Origin of the sequence: Acidovorax sp. HDW3, assembly GCF_011303755.1 — a bacterium.
Taxonomy (GTDB): Bacteria; Pseudomonadota; Gammaproteobacteria; order Burkholderiales; family Burkholderiaceae_C; genus Paenacidovorax.
On sequence record NZ_CP049885.1, the window covers coordinates 2,558,556 to 2,582,066 of the forward strand.

The following is a 23,511-nucleotide window of genomic DNA, read 5'->3' on the forward strand; positions in this document are numbered from 1 at the left end:
GATTGCCGATACCATGTTCGGGGTTCATTTCACTTTGAGGAGGTTTCTCTATATGACGATTCAGACCGTAGGCATCATCGGCGCCGGCACCATGGGCAACGGCATTGCGCAGGCTTGCGCGGTAGTGGGCATTAACGTCGTGATGGTCGATGTGTCCGATGCTGCAGTGCAAAAAGGCATCGCCACCGTCGCCGCCAGCCTCGATCGCCTGATCAAGAAAGAAAAAATCAGCGCTGCCGACAAAGACGCGGCGCTGGCGCACATCCAGGGTTCGACCCGCTATGAAGACCTGCAAAAGGCCGACCTGGTGATCGAGGCCGCGACCGAGAACCACGCCCTCAAGCTCAAGATCCTGCAGCAGGTCGATGCGCTGGTGCCGCCGCAGGTCATCATCGCCTCCAACACCTCGTCGATCTCCATCACCCAGCTCGCCGCATCCACCAGCCGCGCCGAGCGCTTCATCGGTATGCACTTCTTCAACCCGGTACCGATGATGGCGCTGGTGGAGATCATTCGCGGCCTGCAAACCTCGGACGAGACGCACGAGCGCGTCAAGCAACTCGCCGAGCGCCTGGGCAAGACGCCGATCACCGTCAAGAACGCCCCCGGCTTCGTCGTCAACCGCATCCTGGTGCCGATGATCAACGAAGCCTTCTTCGTGCTGGCCGAGGGCCTGGCCACGCCCGAGGACATCGACGCCGGCATGAAACTCGGCTGCAACCACCCCATCGGCCCGCTGGCCCTGGCCGACATGGTGGGCCTGGACGTGTGCCTGGCGGTGATGGAGGTGTACCTCAAGGAATTTGGCGACAGCAAGTACCGCGCCTGCCCGCTGCTCAAGGAATACGTCGCCGCTGGCCGCCTGGGCCGCAAGAGCGGGCGTGGCGTGTACGCCTACTGAGCCTAGATTGCTATTAAATTAATAGCTGCTCGCGCTTTACCAGAAAGCGTTAGCAGCTATTTTTATGCCCAATCCACCCGTCTGCGCACACGGGATGACAATGGCCCCATGCCGCACCGCACCGATACCCCTGCCGACACCGCCCCCCACCCCTACGCCGCCCTGACCCCGGACACCGTGCTCGACGCCCTCGCCAGCGTCGGCCTGTACGGCGATGGCCGCCTGCTGGCCCTGTCCTCGTACGAGAACCGCGTCTACCAGGTGGTGCTCGAAGACGGCAGCAAGGTGGTCGCCAAGTTCTACCGCCCCGGGCGCTGGAGCGCGGCGCAGATTGCCGAGGAACAGGACTTCGCCCAGCAACTCGCCGCTGCCGAGGTGCCGGTGGTCGCCCCCCTGGTGCTGGCCGGGCGCAGCCTGCACCAGCACGCCGGCTTTGCCTTTGCCGTCAGCCCCTGGCGCGGCGGGCGCGCGCCCGAGCTCGACGACCCCGAGGTGCTCGAATGGGTGGGCCGCTTCCTCGCCCGGCTGCACGAGGTCGGCAGCCGCCAGCCCTTCGCCGCACGCCCGCAGCTGTCGTGGCAGCGCTGGGGCCAGGAGGCGCGCGACTGGCTGCTGGCGCACGATTGCGTGCCGCCCGAGGTGCGCAGCGCGTGGCAGCAGGCTTGTGACGAAGCTATAAAAATAATAGCTACTAGCGCTTACCATATGGGCGTTAGCACCGAATTTCACCTACAAGATGCGACCGCGCTGCGGCTGCACGGCGACTGCCACGGCGGCAACATCCTGTGGACGCCGGTACAAGAGCCCGGGGGCGGGCCGCACTTCGTCGATCTGGACGACGCCTGCCAGGGCCCGGCGGTGCAAGACCTGTGGATGCTGCTGTCGGGCGAGCGCGCGCAGCAAACGCGCCAACTCGCCGCCCTGCTCGACGGCTACGAGCAGCTGCGCCCCTTCGACCGGCGCGAACTGGCGCTGATCGAGCCGCTGCGCACCCTGCGCCTGATCCACTACAGCGCCTGGCTGGCGCGGCGCTGGGGCGACCCCACCTTCCCGCAGCATTTCCCCTGGTTTGGCAGCGCCGACTACTGGCGCGAGCAAACCCGCCTGCTGCACGGACAATGCGACGCCATGCGCCACCCGCCGCTGTCGGCCTAAGGTGTTCGCACGCTCATTACACTGACGCCCTTTTGCCCGCAGCCCGCACCATGCCGCCCACCGCCCCGACGCTCAACCTGTTTGGCTGGCACATCGACCCCGACAGCCGCCGCGACATGGGCCGCCTGGCCGCCGCCTTCATCGCCCTGCACCTGCTGCTGTGGACGCTGCTGCCGGCCCTGAGCCACCGCGCCCCGCCCTGGGACAACATCGAGCAGCTGGTGTGGACGCAATCGCTGCAATGGGGCTACTACAAGCACCCGCCCGCACCCACCTGGTGGATGTACTTCTGGACCGAGCTGCTCGGGCGCAAGGTCTGGGTGACGTTCTTTGCCGCCCAGCTCAGCGTCGCCGGCATGTTGTGGTGCCTGTGGCGCATCGCCCTCATCGTCACCACGCCGCTGCGCGCCTTCGTCGCCCTGGTGCTCACCGCCCTCGTCGCCTACCACGGCCTGCGCGGCATCATGGCCAACCACAACACCCTGCAGTTGCTGCCCGTGGGCCTGCTGCTGTGGGCCAGCCTGAGCGCCGTGCGCGCCAGCGGCCACCAGCGCTGGCTGCTGTGGGCCGGCGTCGGCGCCGCCGCTGCGCTCACGCTGCTGTCCAAATACAGCGCCCTGGTCTGGTTTGCCGCCATCGCCCTGTGGCTGGCGCAAGACGCGCGGATGCACCGCCTGCGCGCCTGGGCGCCGGTGCTGCTCGCCGCCGCCGTCGCCCTGGCCCTGCTCGCGCCCCACCTGGCGTGGCTGGTGCAGTCTGACTTTGCCAGCCTGCGCTACGCCCAGGATTCGGTGGAAAACGGCAATGCCGGCAACGCCAGCCACTGGACGGATTTCTGGAACTTCTGCAGCGCCCAGATCGGCCGCGTGCTGCCCGCGCTGCTGACCCTGGCACTGCTGCGCTGGCAGCTGCGCCACGCACCCAGGGTGGCGCACAGCACACCCGCTGGCGTGCAGCAAGAAGGCCGCTTCGTGCTGCTGCTGGGCCTGGGGCCGCTGGCCATCACGCTGCTGCTGGGCCTGGGCGGAATGCACCTGGCCGCCTCCTGGGCGACGACGTTCTACGCCCTCTTTGGCCTGTTGCTGCTGCGCTGGCTGCCCGCTGTAGCGCCAGCGGTGCTGCTGCGCCGCACCGTGCTGCTGGGCCTGGGCGCGCAGCTGCTGCTCGCTGGCGGCCTGGCGCTCGGGCGCGGGCTGCTGGTGGACGTGCTCGGGCGCAACGCCCGCTCCAACTTTCCGGCGCCAGCGCTGGCGGCGCAGCTAGGCACCCTCTGGCGCGCCCAGGCACACACGCCGCTGCGCGTGCTCGCCGGCGAAACCTGGCTCGCCGGCAACGTCTCCATCCACCTGCCAAGCCAGCCCCAGGTGTTCATCAACGCCGAACCGGCGCACGCCCCCTGGATCGACACCAACGCCCTGGCACGCTGCGACCTGCTGGTGCTCATCGACCGCAGCCCGGGCACTCCACCAGCGAGCGCCGCCACCCAGGCCCTGATGGCACGCGCCCAGGCCCACGGACAGATCAGCGTGCCCTGGACGTCCCGCCCCCACGGCCCACAGTTGACGGTGGACTGGGGCATCGTGGCGGCGACGCAGCCCGGCTGCGAATGAGACGGGCAAAGAAAAAGCCGCACGTTCAGGGAACTGTGCGGCCTTGATATGGTGCCGGTTGTCGGATTCGAACTGACGACCTACCGCTTACAAGGCGGGTGCTCTACCAACTGAGCTAAACCGGCGAAAGCGCGGATTCTATACCGAATCCGTTGCTTATTTCACACGCTTGAGCGCAGGGCGCGTGCCCGTTGCTGGCGGCGTCGGGGGCTCGTCGTCACCCTCGGGAGAAGTCTCGGCGCGGTGCAGCGGCACCACGCGCTCGTCGCGCTCGCCAGCGATGGCCAAGGGCGCGCTGGGCGTGGCGACCAGCTCCTGCGGTGTCGGCGGCGGAAAAGCCATGCCCTGGCCGTTTTCACGCGCGTAAATCGCTGTCACATGGCTGATCGGGACGATGATTTCACGCGGCTGGCCGCCGAAGCGGGCCTTGAACTCAATGTAGTCATTGCCCAGGTGCAGGGCGCTGGTGGCGTCCATGCTGACATTGAGCACGATTTCGCCATCCTTGACGTATTCGCGCGGCACCTGCACCGAGGTATCGACCCGCACCACGACGTAAGGTGTGAAACCGTTGTCGTTGCACCACTCGTACATGGCACGGATCAGGTAGGGGCGGGTCGAAGGGCTGTCTTGCTCGTTCATGGCAACACTCACTGCAGCACGCTTACTTGCGCATGACCTTTTCAGACGGTGTCAGCGCCTCGATGTAGGCCGGGCGCGAGAAAATGCGCTCGGCGTACTTGAGCAGCGGTGCGGCGTTCTTCGACAGCTCGATGCCGTAGTAATCGAGGCGCCACAGCAGCGGTGCAATCGCCACGTCGAGCATGGAGAAGTTCTCGCCGAGCATGTACTTGTTCTTGAGGAACACGGGCGCGAGCTGCGTCAGGCGATCGCGGATGTGGCTGCGGGCCTTTTCCAGCGCCTTGTCGTTGCCCTTGGTGGCACGCGATTCGAGCGCGTTCACGTGGGTGAACAGCTCTTTTTCAAAGTTGAGCAGGAACAGGCGCACGCGCGCACGATCGACCGGGTCGCCGGGCATGAGCTGCGGGTGTGGGAAGCGCTCGTCGATGTACTCGTTGATGATGTTCGACTCGTACAGGATCAGATCGCGCTCGACCAGGATAGGCACCTGGCCGTAGGGGTTCATCACGCTGATGTCTTCGGGCTTGTTGTACAGATCGACGTCGCGGATCTCGAAATCCATGCCTTTTTCAAACAGCACGAAGCGGCAGCGGTGGGAAAAGGGGCAGGTCGTTCCCGAGTAAAGCACCATCATGGCGAGAGACTCCTAAAAATCAAAAAGAGTGGGACGCCAAAAGCGCCCACTCCGCAAAGGCAACGCCCACCCGAAAACCGGGCGGGCGCGCGTCAGGTCTTATTTGACGTCTTTCCAGTATGCCGCGTTCAAACGCCAGGCAATGACCGTAAAGATCGCCAGGTACAGCAACACCCACAGGCCCAGGCTCTTGCGCTGGTCCTGGGCGGGCTCGCCCATCCACTGCAGGTAGTTGACCAGGTCGCCAACAGCTTTGTCGTACTCCTGTTCACTCATGCTGCCCTTGGTGAGCTGCTCCCAGCCTTTAAAGACATGGGTTTTTTCACCGTTTTTTTCCACCTCGTCAAACAAGGCGCGGCGCTCGCCCTGCATCTGCCACAGCGGGTGCGGCATACCCACGCTGGGGAAGGCCAGGTTGTTCCAGCCGGTGGCCTTGGTGTCGTCGCGGTAGAAGGTACGCAAGAAGGTGTACAGATAGTCAGCCCCGGAGCCCTGGCTACCAGCGCGCGAACGGGCGATCACGGTCAGATCCGGCGGGTTGGCACCAAACCATTCGGCGGCCTGCTTGGGATCAATCGTTGCCTTCATGGTTTCACCGATTTTGTCGGTGGTGAACAGCAGGTTGTCCTTGATTTCCTGCTCAGTCAAGCCGATGTCCTTCAGGCGGTTGTAGCGCATAAAGGCGGCCGAGTGGCAGTTGAGGCAGTAGTTGACAAAAATCTTGGCGCCGTTTTGCAGCGAAGCCTGATCCTTGGTGTTGACCGGGGCCTTGTCCCAGGCGATGCCGCCGGCGTCAGACGCCTGTGCACCGCCGACGATACCCAGGGCCGCAATCAGAGAGAGAAGCAGTTTTTTCATTGTGGTGGTCTCCGGCTCAGTGGGGCTTGAAGTTCACGCGCTCAGGCACGGGCTTGGGCGTGCCCAGGCGGCTCCACCAGGGCATCAGCAGGAAGAAACCAAAGTAGAACAGGGTACCCACTTGCGAGACGCGTTCACCCACGGGCGACGGTGCTTGCGTGCCCAGATAGGCCAGGATCACGAACCACACCACGAAGATCGCGTACATCAGCTTGTGCCAGCTCGGGCGGTAGCGGATCGAGCGCGCCGGGCTGCAGTCGAGCCAAGGCAGGAAGAACAGGATGATGACAGCGCCACCCATGACGACCACACCCCAGAACTTGGCATCGATAGCGAACATCAGGGCGATGACCACAGCAGCAGCCACAGCACTCAGCGCCTTGAACACGCCCGGCGCCTTGAGCAGGCCGAACAGGCCACCCAGACCGACGCAGGCGATCAGGGCGTACATCATTTCGCTGGTGATGGCACGCAGCATCGAGTAGAAGGGCGTGAAGTACCACACCGGAGCGATGTGGTTGGGCGTCTTCAGCGGGTCGGCCGGGATGAAGTTGTTGTACTCCAGGAAGTAGCCGCCGAACTCGGGCGCAAAGAAGATGATGGCCGAGAAGATGAACAGGAAGATGCTCACGCCGAAGATGTCGTGCACCGTGTAGTAGGGGTGGAACGGGATGCCGTCCAGGGGGTGGCCCTTGGCGTCCACCGGCTTGCCGGGGCCCTTGATTTCGATGCCGTCGGGGTTGTTCGAGCCGACGTCGTGCAGCGCCAGCAAGTGCGCCACCACCAGGCCCAGCAGCACCAGCGGCACGGCGATGACGTGGAAGCTGAAGAAGCGGTTGAGCGTGGCGTCACCGACGACGTAGTCGCCACGGATCAGCAGCGCCAGGTCGGGACCGACGAAGGGGATGGCCGAGAACAGGTTCACGATCACCTGGGCGCCCCAGTACGACATCTGGCCCCAGGGCAGCAGGTAGCCCATGAAGGCTTCGGCCATCAGCGCCAGGAAGATGGCGCAGCCGAAGATCCAGACCAGTTCGCGCGGCTTGCGGTACGAACCGTAGAGCAGGCCACGGAACATGTGCAGGTAGACAACGATGAAGAACGCCGAGGCACCGGTGGAGTGCATGTAGCGGATCAGCCAGCCCCAGGGCACATCGCGCATGATGAACTCGACCGACTCGAACGCCTTGGCGGCGTCGGGCTTGTAGTTCATCACGAGGAAGATGCCGGTGACGATCTGGATCACCAGCACCAAGAGCGCCAGCGAGCCGAAGATGTACCAGAAGTTGAAGTTCTTCGGAGCGTAGTACTCCGACATGTGAACCTTGTAGGCGTCAAAAGCCGTCGGGAAACGGTTTTCCAGCCAGTTCATGGTCTTCGCGCCAGCCGAGGCGTTGGGCGAGACTTCCTTGAATTCGCGGTAAGCAGCCATTTGTCAGTGCCTCCCTCAGGCTTTTTTGTCTTCACCGATCAGGAGTTTGGTCTCCGACAGGTACATGTGGGGTGGCACTTCGAGGTTGTCGGGCGCCGGTTTGTTCTTGAACACGCGGCCTGCCAGGTCAAAGGTGGAGCCGTGGCAAGGGCACAGGAAACCGCCCTGCCAGTCGCTGGGCAGCGAGGGCTGCGGGCCCGTCACAAATTTATCGATCGGCGAGCAGCCCAGGTGGGTACAGATGCCAACCACCACCAGAATATCGGGTTTGATCGAGCGGTGCTCATTGCGCGCATACGGCGGCGTGAACTCGTCGGGGTGGCGCTGGGACTGGGGATCGGCCAGCTGGGCATCGAGCTTGGGCAGCTCGGCGAGCTGCTCGGGCGTGCGCTTGATGATCCAGACGGGCTTGCCGCGCCATTCGGCGGTGATTTTCTCGCCCGGCTTGAGGCTGGAGATGTCCACTTCCACCGCCGCGCCGGCGGCCTTGGCCTTCTCGGACGGCTGGAAGGTGCTCACAAAGGGGACGGCAGCAGCCACGCCGCCCACCGCGCCGGCGCAGCCGGACGCAATCAGCCACGTCCGCTTGCCGGAGTCGATCGGAGTTTCACTCATGGGGGGGATCCTCGGTATGCAACGCTATTAGGGTCAACCGCAAATTGTAGCGGAGTGATAATGGTCAATAGGGGGCTGTCCGATGTCAGGGCGCTGCCCTACATCAAGCAAAAATCAACCAGCCAACTTTTTTTGGCGCCGCAACAACACCCGGGAGCTACAGATGAGCATGTTGAAAGAATTTCGTGAGTTCGCCGTCAAGGGCAACGTCATCGATCTGGCCGTGGGTGTGATCATTGGCGGCGCCTTTGGCAAGATCGTCGATTCGGTGGTCGCTGACCTCATCATGCCGGTAGTCGGCCTGGTGTTTGGCAAGCTCGATTTTTCCAATCTGTTCCTCGTCCTGGGCACCATCCCCGAGGGCACGGCGCGCACCCTGGCAGAGCTGAAAAAAGCCGGCGTACCGGTGTTTGCCTACGGCAACTTCATCACCGTGGCGGTCAACTTCCTGATCCTGGCCTTCATCATCTTCATCATGATCAAGCAGATCAACCGCCTGAAGCGCGAAGCCCCGGCGGCCCCCGAACCCGCCACGCCCGAGGACATCGTGCTGCTGCGCGAGATCCGCGACAGCCTCAAGCGCTAAATCACGCCACCCCCGCCAGCTGGCGCGCCATGCGCACAGCGGCGATCAGGCTGGCGGCGTCGGCGCGGCCCTGGCCGGCAATGTCAAACGCCGTGCCGTGGTCCGGGCTGGTGCGCACCAGCGGCAGGCCCAGGGTCACGTTCACGCCCTTGTCCACCCCCAGGTACTTGACCGGGATCAGGCCCTGGTCGTGGTACATCGCCAACACCACATCAAACTCCCCCGGGCGCCCCGGCTGGCTGCGCGCGCGCATGAACACGGTATCAGGCGCCAACGGGCCGTGCACGTCCAGGCCGGCGCTGCGCGCCTGCGCCACGGCGGGGGCGATGACATCAATCTCCTCGCGCCCAAAAAGCCCACCCTCACCAGCGTGTGGATTGAGCCCGGCGACCGCAATGCGCGGCGCGCGCCCCAGGCTGCGCGTGAGCGCCTGGTGCGTGATGTGCAGCGTCTGCAGCACATTGTCGAAAGTCACAGCTTGCAATGCCGCACTGAGCGCAACGTGGATGCTCAGCAGCACCGTGCGCAGCTCGTCGCTCGCCAGCATCATGCGCACCGGCATGTGCGCCAGCACCACGCCGGCGTGGTGCGCAGCCTCGGCCTGCAGCAGCTCGGTGTGGCCTGGGTAGTGCACGCCGGCGGCGTGCAGCGCCTCTTTGTGCAGCGGCGCCGTCACCAGCGCGGCGGCTTCGCCGCGCAGCACGGCCCGCGCCGCCCACTGCACGCAGTCGGCGGCGGCGCGCCCGGCCTCGGCACTCACCTGACCCCAGGGCTGCGGCCCGGGCAGGCCCGGTAGCGGCAGCAGCGGCACGCAGCGCGGCGGCGCCTGCCAGGCCTGCGCCGGCGTCTGCAGCACCGCCACGGGCAGCGGCAATTGGCCCGCCGCCTGCAGGCAGGCGCTGGCGCGGCGCAGGGTTGCCAGCTCGCCGACCACGCAGCAGCCGCGCAGCAGCTCGGGCGCATCCCGAAACGCCTGCACGATGGTTTCCGGGCCGATGCCGGCGCTGTCGCCCTGGGTGATGAGCAGCGGCAGAGGGGGGGCAGAATTTGGCATAAAAACAGGCTCCAGCGCTTTATTTACAAGCGCCAATAGCTATCAAAATAATAGCATTACGCAGGGTTGTCGATGTCGATGAACTGGTGCTCCAGGCCCAGCTCGGCGGCCAGCTGCGCCGCCAGGGCGGGCGCGCCATAGCGCTCGGTGGCGTGGTGGCCGGCAGCGAGGAAGGCGACGCCCGTCTCTCGCGCCAGATGCGCCTGCGGCTCGGAGATTTCGCCAGTAAGGAATGCGTCGGCGCCGGCGGCGATGGCAGCCTCAAAAAAACCCTGCGCCCCGCCCGAGCACCAGGCGACGCGGCGCAGCGCCCGGCCATCGCCCGGCACCAGCGTCACGCTGCGCCCCAGACGCTGCTGCACGTGGGCGACCAGGGCGGCGCCATCGGCAAAGGCGGCGGGGGCGAGAAAGCCCAGTTCCTGCTCGCCAAAGCGCTGCTCGGCCTGCCAGCCCAGCACGCACCCGAGCTGGGCGTTGTTGCCCAGCTCGGGGTGGGCGTCCAACGGCAGGTGGTAGGCGATGAGGTTGATGTCGTGTGCCAGCAGCAGGCGCAGGCGCTCCTTCATCCAGCCGACCACGCGCCCGTCCTGGCCGCGCCAGAACAGGCCGTGGTGCACCAGCAAGGTGTCGGCACCGGCGGCGATGGCGGCCTCGATCAGGGCGCGGCTGGCGGTCACGCCGCTGACGATGCGCGCCACCTGCGCGCGGCCTTCGACCTGCAGGCCGTTGGGGCCGTAGTCCTTGAAGCGCTCGGGCTGCAGCAGCCCATCGAGGCGGCGCAGCAGTTCGGTACGGGAGATACTCATGCGCGGCATTGTCGGCCAGCCATCACCGACAATGGGCGCTTTCCCACCCCTGCAAAGCACAATTTTCATGAAGCGCTTTTGGCTGCTGTTCTCACAGACCGTGACCGTGCTGGTTGCGGCCTACTTCGTCGTCGCCACCTTGCAGCCCGACTGGCTGCGCCGCAGCGCCCATATCTCCAGCGCCGGCGTGACGCTGCTCGAAGCGGCGCCCACGCCCGCTGGCAGCAGTGCCCCGGGCAGCTTCAGCACGGCGGCGCGCAAAGCGGCGCCGGCGGTGGTCAGCATCACCACCAGCAAGGCGGTGCGCCACCCGCGCAGCAACGATCCCTGGTTCCAGTTCTTCTTTGGCGACCAGGCGGCGCAGGCGCAGACCGGGCTGGGCAGCGGCGTCATCGTCAGCCCCGACGGCTACATCCTGACCAACAACCACGTGGTCGAGGGCGCCGACGAGATCGAAGTCACCCTCACCGACAGCCGCCGCGCCGAGGCGCGCATCATCGGCACCGACCCCGAGACGGATCTGGCCATCCTCAAAATCACACTCGACAAGCTGCCCGTGATCGTGCTGGGCAACTCCGACCAGCTCGCCGTCGGCGACCAGGTGCTGGCGATTGGCAACCCCTTTGGCGTCGGCCAGACCGTGACCAGCGGCATCGTCTCGGCCCTGGGGCGCAGCCAGCTGGGCATCAACACGTTCGAGAATTTCATCCAGACCGATGCCGCCATCAACCCCGGCAACTCCGGCGGCGCGCTGGTGGACGTGCTCGGCAACCTGCAGGGCATCAACACCGCGATTTACTCGCGCTCGGGCGGCAGCATGGGCATTGGCTTTGCCATTCCGGTCTCGACTGCGCGCCAGGTGCTCGACGGCATCGTGCGCGACGGCCAGGTGCGCCGGGGCTGGATCGGCGTCGAACCGAACGAGCTCTCGCCCGAGCTGGCCGAAACCTTCGGCGTCAAGGCGGCGCAGGGCGTCATCATCACCGGCGTGCTGCAGGCCGGGCCAGCAGCCCAGGCCGGGCTGCGCCCGGGCGACGTGATCGTGGAGGTGGCGGGGCACCCGGTGCACAACGTCTCGGAGCTGCTGACCCAGGTGGCGGCGCTGCAGCCGGGCGTGAGCGCCGAGCTGCGCCTGCAGCGCGGCAGCGAGGCGCTGCAGCTGCCCATCACCCCCGGCCTGCGCCCGCAGCAGCGCGTGCAGCGGCGCTAAAGCCGGGTCAGGCTCAGGCGGCGTCCGCGCCGCCGTCCTCGTCCGGCGCCTTGGAGACGCGTACGAACCAGCCGGCGGCCAGAATGCCGACCTCGTACAGCAGACACATGGGCACGGCCAGCGCCAGCTGCGAGATCACGTCCGGCGGCGTAACGACAGCGGCAACGATGAAGGCAACGACGATGAAATAACCCCGAAAGGCCTTGAGCTTGGCCACCTCCACCAGCCCAAAGCGCACCAGCAGCATGACGACGATGGGCACCTGGAACGCCAGGCCAAAGGCCAGGTAGAGCGACAAAATCGATTCGACGTAAGAGGCAATATCGGGCGTGGCGGCCACGCTCGCCGGGGTGAAACCCTGGATGAAGGCGAACATCTTGTCGAGCACAAAAAACTGCACGAAGGCGATGCCGACGTACGCCAGCAGACTGCCAAAAAAGATCAGCGGCAGGGCAAACTTCTTCTCGTGGCTGTACAGACCCGGAGCGATAAAGGCCCACATCTGGTAGATCAGCCACGGCAGCACGGCCAGCACCGCCACCAGCAGCAGCACCTTGAGCGGAACGAAAAACGGCGTAAACACACCAACGGCGATGAGCTTGGCGTCCGGCGGCATGTGCGCGCGGATGGGGTGGGCGATGAAGTCGATCAGGCCATTGGGCCCGGGCCAGATGGCCAGCACCGCCACCGCCAGGGCAATGCCATAAACGCAGTACAGCAGGCGGTCGCGCAGCTCCATCAGGTGCTGTACAAAGGGCTGCTCGGTGCCGGCGAGTTCGTCGTTCGGGGGTGGGGTCTGGGACATGGCTAGGAGAAGGGGCGGTCAACAAGCCCCCCGCGCGCCGCAGGCGGGCGCAGATTCAACGGGATTTTTTCGGCCGAAAGCGCGCCACGCGCGCTGCGCCGGACTGCACATGGGTGCGCACGCCGGCACGGGCCTTGTACCAGCGCGGGGTGGTGCCGCGCTTGAGGCGCCAGTTCTTGCCCGGGTTTTGGTACACCGGAACGATCGGGGCACTGTCGGGCGCACTCTCATAGGCATCGTGCAACGAGGCGCTGACCTCGCTCCAGTCTTTTTCAAAGGCCCGGGCTTCGGTCTGTATGGACTGCTCGACGTCGCGCGCCGCACCCTCGACCTGCTCTTTCATCTTGCGCAGCTCGTCCATCTCCATGGTGCGGCTGACCTCGGCCTTGACGTCGGCCACGTAGCGCTGCGCCTTGCCGAGCAAGGTGCCAATGGTGCGCGCCACGCGCGGCAGCTTTTCCGGGCCGATGACGATCAGCGCCACAGCGCCAACCAGCGCCATTTTGGACAGGCCAATGTCGATCATCGCCGTTCAGTGCCTTCCGTGTTTTCAGTGCTTTTGCTTGGCCTGCACGTCGATGGTGTTGGCGTCAGCGGCCTGCTGGTTGGCCACCTGCTGCGCGGGTGCGGCCGGGGTGGTGGCGGCATCGGGGGCGCTGCCGTCCTTCATGCCGTCTTTGAAGCCCTTGACGGCACCGCCCAGGTCGGAGCCGATGTTCTTGAGCTTCTTGGTGCCAAACACCAACACCACGATCAGCAGCACCACCAGCCAGTGCCAAATGGAAAACGAGCCCATGAAAAATCTCCTAAGGAATGCATCAATTGTAGTCGGCAGGCCCGGGTTCACCCGCAGGCGCCCCGGCGCGGCGCAGGGTCAGGCTTGATCGGCGTCAACCCTTGAGCCATGGGCGCGGCCCGCCCATGACGTGCACGTGCAGGTGCTGCACCTCCTGCCCGCCTTCGGCGCCGGTGTTGACGACGATGCGAAAGCCGCCCTCGGGGTACGGGTTGCAGCCCTGCTCGAGCGCCAGACGCGGCGCCAGCGCCATGATGCGCCCGAGCAGCGCCTCGTGCTGCGCCCCCACCTGCGCCATGGAGGCGATGTGCTGCTTGGGGATGATGAGAAAGTGCACCGGCGCCCAGGGGGCGATGTCGTGGAAGGCGTAGAGGTCTTCATCCTCGTAAACTTTTTTCGACGGAATCTGGCCGGCGGCGATTTTGCAAAAAATGCAGTTCGGATCGTGCATGGATGAAAGCGCTCCAAAAATCAGGAACAAAAATCAGGAAGTGACGGCCTGGCTGCGGTTCATCGCCACCATGCCGCGCACGATGCGGTACAGGAACCACAGCGAGATCAGGCTCCAGGCAATCCAGCCCGGCAGCAAAAAGAACAGCCACAGCGGCGCCGTCACCAGGTAGAGCACGCCGGCCCACAGCACCGAGTCGATGCGCCAGGAAAAATGGCTGGCCTGCCAGCTGCCCTGGGCCTCGCCTTTTTTCACCAGGTCGAGCACCAGGGCAATGAGCAGCAGCGCGGCGCTGGGCTGCGCGCCGGGAATGACGGCGGCAACGGCGACGATCAGGTGCAGCACATAGCTCACCCAGCCCCAGGCTTTGAGGCCCTCGGCGCGTTCGTCCTGCACGTCGATGATGTCGGGGTTGTCCTCGGGCCTCATTGCGGCGCCCCTTCCTCCTGCGCGCGCGCCTGGGCTTTGCGCAGGGCTTTTTCCTCGATGCCGCTGGTGCCCTCGCGGCGTTCGAGCTCGGCGATCACGTCCGCCGGCGCCAGGCCGTAGTGGGCGAGCGCGATCATGCTGTGAAACCACAGGTCGGCCACCTCGTACACCAGCTTGTCGGCGCTGGCGCCATGGTCCACGTCCTTGGCGGCCATCACCACCTCGGTGGCTTCCTCGCCGATTTTTTTCAGGAAGGCGTCCGGCCCCTTGTGCAGCAGACGCGCAACGTAGCTGCTGTCGGGGTTGCCGCCCTGCGCGGGCTTGCGGCTTTCAATCACGGCGGCCAGGCGGGCCAGGGAGTCTTGGCTGGTGGAGGTCATGGGGTTTATTTGTAGATGGTTTGCGGGTCTTTCAAGACGGGTTCGACCGCCTGCCAGGCGCCGCCTTGGAGCTCGCTGTAAAAGCAGCTGTGGCGCCCGGTGTGGCAGGCGATGCCGGGTGCGTGCCCGGTTTGCGTCACGCTCAGCAAGATCACGTCCTGGTCGCAATCGAGGCGGATGGAGTGCACGGTCTGCACATGGCCCGATTCCTCGCCCTTGAACCACAGCTTGCCGCGCGAGCGGCTGAAGTACACCGCGCGCCCGAGCGCGGCCGTTTTCTGCAGCGCCTCGCGGTTCATCCAGGCGAACATGAGCACGTCGCCCGTGCCTTTTTCCTGCGCAATCACCGGCACCAGGCCCTTGTCGTCCCAGCGCACCTGCTCCAGCCAATCCATGGCCGACTCCTTTTTTGATAGCTGCTCGCGCTTGATTGGCGCCATATTCAGCTACATATACGATTAAAACCCAAGCAAATCAAGCGCTAGCAGCTCTTGTTTTTATAGCAATCAAAGCCGCACCGGAATGCCGCGTGCGCGCATGTGCTCCTTGGCCTGGCGCACGGTGAATTCACCGTAGTGAAAGATGCTGGCGGCGAGCACGGCATCGGCCCCGCCGAGCGTGACGCCATCGGCCAGGTGGTCGAGGGTGCCGACACCGCCCGAGGCGATCACGGGCACGCCGACGGCGTCGCTCACAGCGCGCGTGAGCGCCAGGTCGAAGCCGCTCTTGGTGCCGTCGCGGTCCATGCTGGTGAGCAAGATCTCGCCCGCGCCCCGGCGCGCCATGTCCTCGGCCCAGCGCACGGCGTCCAGCCCCGTGTTCTTGCGCCCGCCGTGGCTGTACACGTCCCAGCCCTCGCCGCGCTGCGCCAAATCTTCGCCCTGGCGGCGCTTGGCGTCGATGGCGACGACGATGCACTGCGCGCCGTACTTGTCGCTCGCCTGGTTGATGACCTCGGGCGTGGCAATCGCCGCCGAATTGAAGCTGGTTTTGTCTGCGCCCGCGTTCAAGAGCCGGCGCACGTCGGCCACCGTGCGCACGCCGCCGCCCACCGTCAGCGGGATGAAGACCTGGCTGGCCACGGCCTCGATGATGGGCAGGATCAGGTCGCGCCCGTCGCTGGTGGCGGTGATGTCGAGGAAGGTGAGTTCGTCCGCGCCCTGCTCGTTGTAGCGCGCGGCGATCTCGACCGGATCGCCGGCGTCGCGCAGTTCGACGAAGTTGACGCCCTTGACGACGCGGCCACCGGTCACGTCCAGGCAGGGGATGATGCGTTTGGCAAGCATGGCAAATGTTCTACGACTGGGGCGCGCAAGATACCACGGCCACCCCTACGCCTGTGCCAACTGGCGCGCCACGCCGTCCTGCCAGCGCCAGGCGTCCTGGCACATGGCGGCCACGTCGCGCTGCGCACGCCAGCCCAGCAGCTGCTGCGCCAGGGCCGGATCGGCCCAGCAGGCAGCGACGTCGCCGGCGCGGCGCGGCAAGATGCGATAGGGCACGGCGCGCCCACTGGCGGCCTCGAAGGCGCGCACCATCTCCAGCACCGACACCGGCACCCCCGTGCCCAAATTCACCGTCAGCAGCCCCGGGTGCGCGCGCAGGTAGCGCAGCGCCGCCACATGGCCCTCGGCCAGGTCGCAGACGTGGATGTAGTCGCGCAGCCCCGTGCCGTCGGGCGTGGGGTAATCGCTGCCAAACACGCCCAGCGCCTCGCGCCGGCCCTCGGCCACCTGCGCCACGTAGGGCATGAGGTTGTTCGGAATGCCCTGCGGGTCTTCACCGATCAAGCCGCTCTCGTGCGCGCCCACGGGGTTGAAGTAGCGCAGCCGTGCCAGGCGCCACTGGCCGGGGGCGCTGGCGTCAAGATCAGCCAGCACCTGCTCCATCATCAGCTTGCTCCAGCCGTAGGGGTTGGTGGCCGAGCAGGGGAAATCCTCGCGGATCGGCAGGCTCGCCGGATCGCCGTACACCGTGGCCGAGGAGGAGAACACCATGCTGCGCACACCCGCCGCGTCCATGGCCTGCAACAGCGCCACCGTGCCGGCAACGTTGTTGTCGTAGTAGCGCAGCGGCTGCGCCACCGACTCGCCCACGGCCTTGAAAGCGGCAAAGTGCATCACCGCCTCGATGGCGTGGCTGGCAAACAACTCCTGCAGCAGCGCCGCATCGCGCACGTCGCCCTGCACACATTGCACCGCCTGGCCCGTGATCTGCTGCACGCGCTCGAGCACCGAGGGCCGGCTGTTACTGAAGTTATCGAGCACCACAAAACGTTCGCCCGCTGCCGCCAGCGCCACGCACACGTGCGAGCCGATATAGCCCGCGCCACCTGTGACAAGAATCACGCAAAACCCCTTACAAACAATTAACAAATTCAATCGGCGCACACATGCCGATCAACAATTAAATACAATCCGAAGCACATAAGATACCCGACGATGTCTCACCTTTTGCGCACATTTTTCTGGCTCGTTCTCGTGCTGCTATCGCACGGGGCGGGGGCCACTGCCGCCACCCCAGCCGTGGCGCTGTACTACGGCCAGGGCCGGGAGCTGAGCGAATTTCGCACCTTCGACATCCTGGTGGTGGACCCGGACCAGCCCGCCAGCCGCACGCTCGACCGCCAGGCCCTGGCGCCCACCCAAGCCTACGCCTACGTCTCGGTCACCGAGGTGCACCCCACGCGCGGCCATTACCCCGACATTCCCGCCGCCTGGAAGCTGGCGCGCAACCAGGACTGGAAGTCCGACGTCATCGACCAAAGCCAGCCCGACTGGCCCGCGTTTTTTGCCGAGCGTGTCGTCGCGCCGCTGTGGCAGCAGGGCTACCGGGGCTTTTTTCTCGACACGCTCGACTCCTACCGCCTGGCAAAAAAGTTCGACGAAACGCAGCAGCAGCAGGGCCTGGTGCGCGTCATCGAGACGCTGCACCAGCGCTTTCCCGGCATCCGCCTGATCTTCAACCGGGGGTTTGACCTGCTGGCGCAGCTGCCGGGCAAAGTGGAGATGGTGGCCGCCGAGTCGCTCTACCAACGCTGGAACGCCGCCGCCCAGCGCTACGAAGCCGTGCCCGAAGCCGACCGCCAATGGCTGCAAGCGCAGCTGCGGCGGGCGCAACAAGAATTTGGCCTGCCAGCACTGGCCATCGACTACGTGGCACCGCACAACCGCGCCCTGGCACGCCAGACGGCCGCGCGCATCGCTGCCGATGGCTTCATCCCCTGGGTCAGCGACGCCGACTTGGGCAGCATCGGCGTCGGCGCCATCGACCCTGTCGCGCGGCGCGTGCTCGTGCTCTACAACGGCGACGAGGCGCCGGCGCTGAACTACGCCAACGCCCACCGCTACCTGCAAATGCCGCTCAACCACCTGGGCTACGTCACCGACTACGCCGACGTGCGCCAGGGCCTGCCGCAGCAGGTCTGGCCCGACCGCTACGCCGGCATCGTCACCTGGTTCTCCGGCTTCATGCCGCAAGCCCGGCGCCGGGAAGTGGACACCTGGCTGGCAGAGCGCATCGACGACGGCCTGCCGCTGGCCATCGTGGGCGACTTTGGCATGGAGCCCGGCGCCCAGCTCTCGCGCCGCCTGGGCCTGCTGCGCAGCGACAACCCGCTGCAGCCGCCGCTGCGCCAAAGCAACCTGCACCCCATGATGGGACTGGAAGCGCCACCGCCGCTGCCGAGCCAGCAAACCGACCTGCCGCGCCTGACGCCCGCCATGGCGCAGCAGTCCACGCCCCTCATCACCTTCGACGACGCACGCGGCCAGCGCGCCACGGGCGGCGCCATCACGCCCTGGGGCGGCTTTGTGCTCGACCCCGACGTGCTCACTGAAATCCCCGGCACCGAGGCTGCGCGCTGGATCGTCGATCCGTTCGCCTTCGTGCAGCAGGCGCTGCGCCTGCCGCCCCTGCCCGTGCCCGACACCACCACCGAAAACGGCCGTCGCCTGCTGCTGGTGCACGTCGATGGCGACGGCTTCAACTCCCTGGCAGAATTCCCCGGCAGCCCACCGGCAGCACAGGTGCTGCAGCAGCAGGTGTTCGAGAAATACCGTATCCCACAAACCATGTCCATCGTCGAGGCCGAGACCGCCCCCGACGGCCTCTCGCCCCAGCTCAGCCCCCGGCTCGAAGCCATTGCCCGCGCCATGTTCAAGCTGCCCCACATGGAAATCGGCAGCCACACTTACTCACACCCGTTTTTATGGGACCACTCCGTACAGCACGGCCTGTTCCAAAAAGATGGGGAAGCGGCACGGAATCTGCACATCCCCGGCTACCAGATGAATCTGGAGCGCGAGATCGTCGGCTCCAGCCAGTACATCAATACCCGCCTGGCGCCCCCGGGCAAGCGCGTCGTGCTGCTGCAGTGGTCGGGCGACACGGCACCGAGCGCCGAGGCCCTGGCCATCACCGCGCGCGCGGGCCTGCTCAACCTCAATGGCGGCGATACCTCCATCAGCCGCAACAACCCCTCGCTCACCGCCATCGGCGCCCTCGGCATCCGCAAAGACGGCTATTTGCAGGTGTACGCACCCATCACCAACGAAAACATCTACACCCACCTCTGGACCGGGCCGTTCTACGGCTTCGAGCGTGCCATTGAAACCTTCCAAATGACCGACAGCCCCCGGCGCATCAAGCCCGTAGGCATTTACTACCACACCTACTCGGCCTCCAAGCCGGCGGCGCTCAAGGCGCTGCACAAGGTGTACGACTGGGCCCTGGCGCAGCCCCTGCACCCAGTGCACGCGAGCGAATTCGCACGCAAGGTGCAAGATTTTTACGACTTTGCCCTCGCCCGCGACGGCGACGCCTGGCGCCTGCGCGGCCAGGGCCAGCTGCGCACCCTGCGCCTGCCCCCCGCCCTGGGCCAGCCCGACCCGGCAGCCAGCCAAGGCGTCGCCGGCTGGCGCCCCGGCGCCGAAGGCGCCTACCTGCACCTGAGCAGCGCCCACGCCACCTTGCGCACCCGCAGCACGGCCCCTGAACACGCCCAGCCCTATCTGTACGACGCCAACGCCCGCCTGCTCGGCTGGCAGCCCAGCGCCGACGGCCAGCGCACCGAGCTGCGCCTGCAAGGCCACGTGCCACTCGAATTCAGCCTGGCGCAGACACAAGGCTGCCAGGTCCGCCACGCCCAGCGTGCCCTCTCCCCCCTGCCCGGCTCGACCCCGACCGGCGTTCAACGCTACCGCCTGCCCGATGCTGCCGCTGCGCTCGAGATCCTCTGCCCCGCACGTTGAGCGCCCCACGCTCGCGCCCGCCTGGCTGGTGCTGCTGCTGCTGGCCCTGGTCGGCGGCGCGCTGTGGCTGCTGTACCCGCGCCAAAACCTGGAACGGCGCCTGGCCGACGGAGGCGAGAGCGAGCTCTCGACCAACTACCTCACCAATTTGCTGCGCAGCGACCCCGACAACCCGCGCCTGCGCCTGCTGCTGGCGCAGCGCCAGATTGCCCACGGCGAAACCAGCAGCGCCCGCAACACCTTGCAACCCGCGCTCAGCGCCGACGATCCTGCCGTACAGGCCGATGCCCAATGGGCACTATGGGAGCTGAGCTGGTCCGAATACCAACACCACAGCAACCACAGCCCCGACCAGCGCCGCGCCCAATACCAAGCCCTGCGCCGCCAAATCCACCCACTGGCGCAGCACCCCTGGCCACGCACACGCCTGCTGCAGCTGGCCACCCAGGCCAGCGCCCTCGATGAACACGCGCTGGCCCTGGCCCTGAGCCGCCAGCTCGCCCCCAGCGACCCGGCACAGGCCGCGCTGTACTACGCCCAGGCCGCCAAAGAAGCCCTGGGCCGGGGCGACTACGCCGGTTGCGCCCAGCTCTACCTGGCCGCGCGCCACAGCAGCCCAGACCCCCAAGCCGCCCAGCAGTACTACCTGGCCGCCGTGCAAGCGCTGCAATCGGGCAACCAGCCGCAGGCCGCGCTGACGCTGGCCGAACGCGAGATCGGCCCCTGGGCCGACGACCCGGCCATGCTGTACATGCTCACCAACTTGGCGCGCGCCGCCGGACGCCCCGACATTGCCGAGCACTATGTACGCCGCCTGCTGCGCCTGGCACTCCAGCAGCAGTGGCAAGCCCCCGCCGCCACCCTGGCCCAGGCCAGCGCCGACAACCCCAGCAGCGGCTGGCGCCTGCAAACCGTCCGCTGGCAGCACAACCCCGCCCCAACCGCCACCCCAACCATCACCAGCGCCCGCTTCGACGACGGTGCCCACTGGCTGCGCACGCCCGGTCTGCAGGTGGCCGACAAACCCGCCCCAAGCCCCCCTCCCAACGCCACCCCAGGCTTGCCGTTTGACGAAAAAACCTACCTCCTGGGCTACGAAGTCTTTCTTGAAAACCGCGACCTGGCCGACGCCTGGGCCGTGGCCAACGCCGCCGTGCACCAAAAGCCCGATGACATGGCCTGGCGCCTGCGCCTGGCCCAGGTCAGCGAATGGACGGCACGCCCCGCACTGGCCCTGGAAAACTGGTTGCTGGTGGCCCGCCACGGGGGGCAAGAAGACGCCTGGCAGGCCGTACTGCGCCTGGCCCCAGGCCAGTTTGACGACGCCGCCCTGGCGCAAGCGCTGCGCCGTGAACTCGCCCACCGTCCCAGCGACCTGCCCCTGCTGCGCCAGTACATCGACACCCAGGAGCGCCTGGGCGAACCCCGGCCAGCGCTTGACTACCTGCGCCAACACGCCCGCGCGCCCCAGGCGCTGCAATGGCTGGCGCAATTGGCCGAGCGCGCGGGCGAGCCCGACATCGCCCTCGACGCCTGGCGCCAGCTCCTGGCCCAGCCCGCCGAGCGCAGCGTGGCCCGCGCCATGCAAGCGGCTGTGCTGGCCCTGACCCAAGGGCAGGCCGCGCAGGGCCTGGCCTGGCTCGAAGCCGTGCAAGACCTGCCCACAGAAAACCTCGATCAGGCCACCGAACTCTGGCGCATGACCGGCGGCCTGGCCGAAAGCCGCGACCACCACGCCCTCGCCCTGGCCGCCTACCGCAGGCTGGTGAACACGCCCGAGGCCAGCATCGCCGACTACGACGCCCTCATCCGCTTGCTGCTGACGCCGCAGCCCCAAGAAGCCGCACAAATGGCCTGGCTCGCCTGGCAGCAGCACCACCAGCTGCGCCACCTGACACAGGCGCTGACGCTGTGGAGCAACACCGAGCAATGGGCCACCATGGGCCGCACCCTGGCGCAGTTGCAAGCCCAGCCGGCGGCGCAAAAATTGCTGCGCAGCGAACCTCAGCTACTGCGCCTGCAAGGGCTGTACTACCAGCACCTGGGCCAAGCACAGCGCGCACGCCCGTTCTACGAAGCGGCACTGCGCGCCGCCCCCGAGGCCAACGAAATGCGCCAGGCGCTGCTGTGGCTGCTGATAGACGGCAACGACGCCCCTGCCCTGCGCCAGCTGCTGGTGCAGCACGAGGCCCGCTGGAGCGCCAGCAGCGACATGCACGAGAGCCTGGCCTCGGCCTACCAGGCGCTGTCGCAGCCGCAGGTGGCGCTCACGCGCTACCTCACACCGCACCTGGCCGAGCACGAGGACGACTTCCTCTGGCTCATGAACTACGCCGACGCCCTCGACCAGAACCAGCAGGCCGAGCGCGCCTGGCGCCTGCGCCGGCACCTGCTGAGCAAAGAGTGGCAGCAAACGCGCCAAGGCCAGCACCTGGGCCGCGCCCAGGCCCGTGCGCAGTGGCTCAGCCAAGCCGGGCTCGATGCCACGCGGCGCGTGGCCCGCGCCCGCTTGGTGCTGAGCCAAAACCCCGGCGATCCAGGCCTGGCCGTGCTGCGCGAGCTGCTGCGCCTTGATCGCGCGGCGCAAGACGGCAGCGGCTACTCCAACGCGGCAGCAGAGGCCGCCATCGGCTGGCTCCAAGACAGCGGCCAATACAACGCCGAGCGCGGTTTTTTATGGCAGCAATACGCACGCAGCCAGGGCCTGGCCGCCAACCGGCCACTGTGGGCCGAAATCACCATCGCCCTGGCCGAGGACGACCGCGCCAGCACCGGCGAGCTGCTGCAAGCCTTTGACGAGCGCCTGCCGCGCTACGACCGCGTCAACGCCGCCGCCGCCATCGACGCCACGCGCCAGGCACAAAGCGCTGCCTTCGAGACCCAGCAGGCACAAACCGACGACAACCCCCTGCACCTGCAGCTGGCCGAAAACCTGCTCGCCTTCAGCGACCACGCCGGCGCGCGCGTGCAGTACGAGCAGCTCGGCGGCATGGACGAGCTGCAGGCGGGCAGCCTGCTGCACGTGGCCATCCACCCGCGCCTGACGCTGGACGTGGAACTCAAAAGCGTGCGCCGCAGCCAGGTATCGCCCGAGCTGCTGCGCAACATTCCCATCGAAGGCATCGAATCGGTGCTGCTGCGCTGGCGCCACAACGACGGCGAAACCCAGCTGCGCGCCGCGCACCGCGCCGGCTACACCCACACCGCACCGCTGCTGCTGCGCCACGAGCAGCGCCTGGACAACCGCCTGCGCCTGAGCGCCGAAATCGGCCGCCAGCTCGAAAGCGAAGACAGTCTGGCGCTGCGCGTGGCCGGCATGAAAGACCGCTGGGCGCTGAACCTGGCCTACCAGGCCACGCGCCAGGACCGGCTGCTGCTGTCGCACTGGCGCGAACGCTACCAGCTGCAAACCGGCGCTGAAGTCGGGCGCGGGCGCCACAGCGGCATCGAATACAGCCACAGCTACCGCCAGGACACCCCCGGCCTGGAATGGGGCGCCTTCTGGTCCGCGCACAGCTACACCCGACGCGACCCGGCCGACCTGGGCGAACAGGGCCTGGCCTATGCGCAGCGCTTTCTGGCGCCCGAGGTGGGAACACCCGGGCTGGACTATTTCCTGCCGGACAATTTCCGCTTTTACGGCGTGCAAATTTCCACCAACCTGCGCTACGAGCAGGAATACACCCGCGCCCTGCAGCCCTACGCCAGCCTCAGCCGCACCTGGCACAGCAGCCTGGGGCCGGGCTACAGCCTGCGCCTGGGCATGGCCGGCAGCGTGCTCGGCGCCGACCACCTGGCCCTGGGCTTTGGCCTGACACGCTCGGGCGTGCAGTCCCTGGGCCTGACGCGCAGCCTGCTGCTGACTTACCGCCTTCATTTCTAACAACGGGAACCA

The 23,511-nt window shown here is 66.8% G+C and carries 23 protein-coding genes and 1 tRNA gene; 7 read left to right on the forward strand and 17 right to left on the reverse strand.

Translation table 11 applies throughout. The features are described 5' to 3' along the window. The first annotated feature begins 52 nt into the window (after nt 1–52). The 3 genes from G7045_RS11725 to G7045_RS11735 all read left to right on the forward strand — a co-directional run bounded on the left by G7045_RS11725 (nt 53) and on the right by G7045_RS11735 (nt 3,666). On the forward strand, nt 53–901 hold the full coding sequence (locus G7045_RS11725) for a 3-hydroxybutyryl-CoA dehydrogenase (protein WP_166159809.1): 849 nt from the start codon (nt 53–55) through the stop codon (nt 899–901). Between the two features lie 108 nt (nt 902–1,009). Next, nucleotides 1,010–2,056 carry a serine/threonine protein kinase gene (locus G7045_RS11730; protein WP_166159810.1) on the forward strand — a complete coding sequence of 349 codons (1,047 nt, stop codon included), beginning with the start codon at nt 1,010–1,012 and terminating at the stop codon, nt 2,054–2,056. 50 nt (nt 2,057–2,106) lie between these two features. Continuing rightward, on the forward strand, nt 2,107–3,666 hold the full coding sequence (locus tag G7045_RS11735; protein ID WP_166159811.1) for a glycosyltransferase family 39 protein: 1,560 nt from the start codon (nt 2,107–2,109) through the stop codon (nt 3,664–3,666). A gap of 49 nt (nt 3,667–3,715) precedes the next feature. Here the strand turns inward: G7045_RS11735 and G7045_RS11740 are convergent. From G7045_RS11740 to petA, 6 genes are all read right to left on the reverse strand, one after another. Continuing rightward, nucleotides 3,716–3,791 (reverse strand) — tRNA-Thr (locus G7045_RS11740). A 31-nt stretch (nt 3,792–3,822) separates the two neighbouring features. Next, on the reverse strand, nt 3,823–4,308 hold the full coding sequence (locus G7045_RS11745; RefSeq protein WP_166159812.1) for a ClpXP protease specificity-enhancing factor: 486 nt from the start codon (nt 4,306–4,308) through the stop codon (nt 3,823–3,825). A gap of 22 nt (nt 4,309–4,330) precedes the next feature. Then, nucleotides 4,331–4,942 (reverse strand): glutathione S-transferase N-terminal domain-containing protein, encoded by a 612-nt coding sequence (locus G7045_RS11750; protein ID WP_166159813.1) that lies wholly within the window; start codon nt 4,940–4,942, stop codon nt 4,331–4,333. 99 nt (nt 4,943–5,041) lie between these two features. Next, entirely contained in the window at nt 5,042–5,800 is a 759-nt protein-coding gene (locus tag G7045_RS11755; protein ID WP_166159814.1) for a cytochrome c1, read from the reverse strand. A gap of 16 nt (nt 5,801–5,816) precedes the next feature. Next, nucleotides 5,817–7,232 (reverse strand): cytochrome bc complex cytochrome b subunit, encoded by a 1,416-nt coding sequence (locus G7045_RS11760; protein WP_166159815.1) that lies wholly within the window; start codon nt 7,230–7,232, stop codon nt 5,817–5,819. 15 nt (nt 7,233–7,247) lie between these two features. Then, a complete protein-coding gene (gene petA / locus G7045_RS11765; RefSeq protein WP_166159816.1) occupies nt 7,248–7,847 on the reverse strand; it encodes a ubiquinol-cytochrome c reductase iron-sulfur subunit in 600 nt (199 codons plus the stop codon). Nucleotides 7,848–8,010: 163 nt separating this feature from the next. On the opposite strand from petA, the gene mscL reads away from it, so the two are divergent. Further along, a complete protein-coding gene (gene mscL, locus G7045_RS11770) occupies nt 8,011–8,433 on the forward strand; it encodes a large conductance mechanosensitive channel protein MscL (RefSeq protein WP_166159817.1) in 423 nt (140 codons plus the stop codon). A 1-nt stretch (nt 8,434) separates the two neighbouring features. Here mscL and pdxA read toward each other — a convergent pair whose 3' ends face one another. Then, nucleotides 8,435–9,487: a 4-hydroxythreonine-4-phosphate dehydrogenase PdxA gene (gene pdxA, locus G7045_RS11775; protein WP_166159818.1), complete on the reverse strand. Its 1,053-nt coding sequence runs from the start codon at nt 9,485–9,487 to the stop codon at nt 8,435–8,437. Nucleotides 9,488–9,543: 56 nt separating this feature from the next. Next, a complete protein-coding gene (locus tag G7045_RS11780; RefSeq protein WP_166159819.1) occupies nt 9,544–10,293 on the reverse strand; it encodes a Nif3-like dinuclear metal center hexameric protein in 750 nt (249 codons plus the stop codon). A 67-nt stretch (nt 10,294–10,360) separates the two neighbouring features. On the opposite strand from G7045_RS11780, the gene G7045_RS11785 reads away from it, so the two are divergent. Then, nucleotides 10,361–11,503 carry a trypsin-like peptidase domain-containing protein gene (locus G7045_RS11785; RefSeq protein WP_166159820.1) on the forward strand — a complete coding sequence of 381 codons (1,143 nt, stop codon included), beginning with the start codon at nt 10,361–10,363 and terminating at the stop codon, nt 11,501–11,503. Between the two features lie 13 nt (nt 11,504–11,516). On the opposite strand, the gene tatC is transcribed toward G7045_RS11785, so the two are convergent. The 9 genes from tatC to galE form a co-directional block, all read right to left on the reverse strand. Continuing rightward, nucleotides 11,517–12,308, reverse strand: a complete 792-nt coding sequence (gene tatC / locus G7045_RS11790; protein WP_166159821.1) for a twin-arginine translocase subunit TatC — start codon at nt 12,306–12,308, stop codon at nt 11,517–11,519. A 55-nt stretch (nt 12,309–12,363) separates the two neighbouring features. Next, nucleotides 12,364–12,834 (reverse strand): Sec-independent protein translocase protein TatB, encoded by a 471-nt coding sequence (gene tatB, locus G7045_RS11795; RefSeq protein ID WP_166159822.1) that lies wholly within the window; start codon nt 12,832–12,834, stop codon nt 12,364–12,366. A gap of 24 nt (nt 12,835–12,858) precedes the next feature. Then, complete coding sequence (gene tatA / locus G7045_RS11800) at nt 12,859–13,104, reverse strand: Sec-independent protein translocase subunit TatA (RefSeq protein WP_166159823.1); 246 nt, start codon at nt 13,102–13,104, stop codon at nt 12,859–12,861. Nucleotides 13,105–13,198: 94 nt separating this feature from the next. After that, nucleotides 13,199–13,555, reverse strand: coding sequence for a histidine triad nucleotide-binding protein (locus G7045_RS11805; protein WP_166159824.1), 357 nt, complete (start codon nt 13,553–13,555; stop codon nt 13,199–13,201). A gap of 33 nt (nt 13,556–13,588) precedes the next feature. Then, nucleotides 13,589–13,984 (reverse strand): hypothetical protein, encoded by a 396-nt coding sequence (locus tag G7045_RS11810; RefSeq protein WP_166159825.1) that lies wholly within the window; start codon nt 13,982–13,984, stop codon nt 13,589–13,591. Then, on the reverse strand, nt 13,981–14,364 hold the full coding sequence (locus G7045_RS11815; RefSeq protein WP_166159826.1) for a phosphoribosyl-ATP diphosphatase: 384 nt from the start codon (nt 14,362–14,364) through the stop codon (nt 13,981–13,983). The genes G7045_RS11810 and G7045_RS11815 overlap by 4 nt, the downstream gene beginning before the upstream one ends. Before the next feature lie 5 nt (nt 14,365–14,369). After that, nucleotides 14,370–14,759: a phosphoribosyl-AMP cyclohydrolase gene (hisI, locus tag G7045_RS11820; protein ID WP_205737240.1), complete on the reverse strand. Its 390-nt coding sequence runs from the start codon at nt 14,757–14,759 to the stop codon at nt 14,370–14,372. Between the two features lie 111 nt (nt 14,760–14,870). Then, nucleotides 14,871–15,650: an imidazole glycerol phosphate synthase subunit HisF gene (gene hisF, locus G7045_RS11825; RefSeq protein WP_166159828.1), complete on the reverse strand. Its 780-nt coding sequence runs from the start codon at nt 15,648–15,650 to the stop codon at nt 14,871–14,873. A 45-nt stretch (nt 15,651–15,695) separates the two neighbouring features. After that, entirely contained in the window at nt 15,696–16,712 is a 1,017-nt protein-coding gene (gene galE, locus G7045_RS11830) for a UDP-glucose 4-epimerase GalE (protein ID WP_166159829.1), read from the reverse strand. A gap of 93 nt (nt 16,713–16,805) precedes the next feature. Here galE and G7045_RS11835 point away from each other — a divergent pair, with 93 nt between their 5' ends. Beyond that, complete coding sequence (locus G7045_RS11835) at nt 16,806–19,616, forward strand: bifunctional glycoside hydrolase 114/ polysaccharide deacetylase family protein (protein WP_166159830.1); 2,811 nt, start codon at nt 16,806–16,808, stop codon at nt 19,614–19,616. Beyond that, nucleotides 19,576–23,499, forward strand: a complete 3,924-nt coding sequence (locus tag G7045_RS11840) for a tetratricopeptide repeat protein (RefSeq protein WP_205737191.1) — start codon at nt 19,576–19,578, stop codon at nt 23,497–23,499. The genes G7045_RS11835 and G7045_RS11840 overlap by 41 nt, the downstream gene beginning before the upstream one ends. The last annotated feature ends 12 nt before the right edge of the window (nt 23,500–23,511 follow it).